The organism is Rubrimonas cliftonensis (assembly GCF_900107585.1).
Classification (GTDB): domain Bacteria; phylum Pseudomonadota; class Alphaproteobacteria; order Rhodobacterales; family Rhodobacteraceae; genus Rubrimonas; species Rubrimonas cliftonensis.
Window position 1 is genome coordinate 1 of record NZ_FNQM01000072.1, and the last position, 2,503, is coordinate 2,503.

Here is a 2,503-nt window from a genome sequence, read left to right on the forward strand (position 1 = left end):
TGTTGATTTCCACGCGGAACTGACCCGGGAAGCGGCCCAATTTCCACTGAGATCTGACCCATGTGACCCACCCCCCAGAGCCATGCTCGACGGGGGGCTACGGAGTGATCCACATGGGACTTTTGAACGTCATCCGACGCATGGCGCTGCGGGAGCAGCTGCCGATACGCGAGATCGCCCGTCGGACGGGCCTGTCGCGCAACACGATCCGGAAGTACCTGAAGTCCGGCGCGGTCGAGCCGAAGTTCGCCACGCCGGAGCGCGCGAGCAAGCTGGACCCATTCGCGGAGAAGCTGGCCGGCTGGCTGAAGACGGAGGCCGCCAAGGGCCGCAAGCAGCGCCGGACGGCGAAGCAGCTGCATGCCGATCTGGTCGCGCTCGGCTTCACCGGCTCCTATGGCCGGGTGTCGGCGTTCGCCCGCGAATGGCGCGCCGGGCGCCAGCGCGAGGAACAGACGGCGGGCCGTGGCATCTTCGTGCCGCTGGTGTTCCGGCCCTGCGAGGCGTTCCAGTTCGACTGGAGCGAGGATTTCGCGGTCATCAGCGGCGAACGCACCAAGCTGCAGGTGGCCCACATGAAGCTGTCGCACAGCCGGGCCTTCGTGCTGCGGGCCTATCTGCTTCAGACCCACGAGATGCTGTTCGACGCCCACTGGCACGGGTTCCGCGTTCTTGGCGGGGTCCCGGCTCGGGGGATCTACGACAACATGCGCACGGCGGTGGATCGGGTCGGCCGCGGCAAGGAGCGCCAGGTCAACGCCCGGTTCCTCGCCATGGCGAACCATTACGTATTCGAGCCGACCTTCTGCAATCCGGCCTCGGGCTGGGAAAAGGGCCAGGTCGAGAAGGGGGTGCAGGACGCCCGGCCGCGGCTGTGGCAGCAGATGCCGGCCTTCCCCGACCTCGACGCCCTGAACGCCTGGCTGGAGGAACGCTGCATCGCGCTGTGGCGCGACACCGAGCACGGCGCCCTGCCCGGCGCCATCGCCGATGTCTGGGCTGCGGAGCGGGCGGCGCTGATGCCGCTGCCGCCCGCCTTCGACGGTTTCGTCGAGATGCCCAAGCGGGTGTCGCCGACCTGCCTGATCACCTTCGAGCGTAATCGCTACAGCGTGCCGGCGTCCTTCGCGAACCGGCCTGTCAGCCTGCGCATCTACCCCGACCGGCTTGTGGTGGTGGCCGAGGGGCAGATCCTGTGCGAGCACCAGCGCCTCATCCAGCGGTCCCACCACCTGCCGCCGCGCACCTTCTACGACTGGCGGCACTATCTGGCCGTCATCCAGCGCAAGCCCGGCGCTTTGCGCAACGGCGCGCCCTTCACCGAGCTGCCCGAGGGCTTCAGGCAGCTGCAGGCCCTGATGCTGCGCCGCGTCGGGGGCGATCGCGAGATGGTCGACGTCCTGGCGCTGGTGCTGCACCACGACGAGGAGGCGGTGCTGACCGCGGTCGAGCTGGCGCTGGCCGAGGGCGTGGCGACCAAGACCCATGTGCTGAACATTCTCCACCGCCTGGTGGACGGCAAAACCGCCACGGGGCCGGACATCGACACGCCACAGGCGCTGGCGCTGCGCCGCGAGCCGAAGGCCGATGTCGGGCGCTACGACGCCCTGCGGGCCCGGACCGCCGGAGGCCGCCATGCGTCATGATCCCGCCAGCGGCGCCATCGTCATCATGCTCCGCAGCCTCAAGATGCACGGCATGGCCCAGGCGATCACCGAGCTGATGGAGCAGGGCGCGCCGGCCTTCGAGGCCGCCGTGCCGATCCTGTCCCAGCTGCTCAAGGCCGAGCTCGCCGAGCGCGAGGTCCGCTCCATCGCCTATCACATGAAGGCGGCGCGCTTCCCGGCCTACAAGGATCTCGCCGGCTTCGACTTCGCCGCCAGCGAGATCAACGAGGCCACGGTGCGCCAGCTGCACAAGGGCGGCTTCCTCGACGCCGCCGAGAACGTCGTGCTGATCGGCGGGCCCGGCACCGGCAAGACGCATGTGGCCACCGCCATCGGCGTCCAGCTCATCGAACACCATCGCCGCAAGGTCCGCTTCTTCTCGACCATCGAGCTCGTCAACGCCCTCGAGCAGGAAAAGGCGCGGGGAAAGGCCGGCCAGATCGCGGAGGGACTGATCCGCATCGATCTCGTGATCCTCGACGAACTTGGCTACCTGCCTTTCAGCGCCTCGGGCGGCGCGCTGCTCTTTCATCTGCTGAGCAAGCTCTACGAGCGGACCAGCGTGGTCATCACCACCAATCTCAGCTTCAGCGAATGGGCCACAGTCTTCGGCGACGCCAAGATGACCACCGCGCTCCTCGATCGCCTCACCCATCGCTGCCACATCCTCGAGACTGGCAACGACAGCTTCCGCTTCAAGGCGAGCACCGCCGCCGCCACCCGGAAAAAGAAGGAGGCCCCAGCCAACTTGACACCCGCCTGAGCCACGCCGACCAATATCAAGCCGGGTCACTTCTCAATGGAAATCCCGGGTCAGTTCCGCGCGGAAACCAACA

2 protein-coding genes are annotated in these 2,503 nt (G+C 67.8%); both read left to right on the top strand.

The genetic code is table 11. The features are described from left to right. Positions 1–113 precede the first annotated feature (113 nt). A complete protein-coding gene (gene istA, locus BLW43_RS22530; RefSeq protein ID WP_139284206.1) occupies positions 114–1,646 on the top strand; it encodes an IS21 family transposase in 1,533 nt (510 codons plus the stop codon). Continuing rightward, a complete protein-coding gene (gene istB, locus BLW43_RS22535; protein WP_093257173.1) occupies positions 1,636–2,430 on the top strand; it encodes an IS21-like element helper ATPase IstB in 795 nt (264 codons plus the stop codon). The genes istA and istB overlap by 11 nt, the downstream gene beginning before the upstream one ends. Positions 2,431–2,503 lie beyond the last annotated feature (73 nt).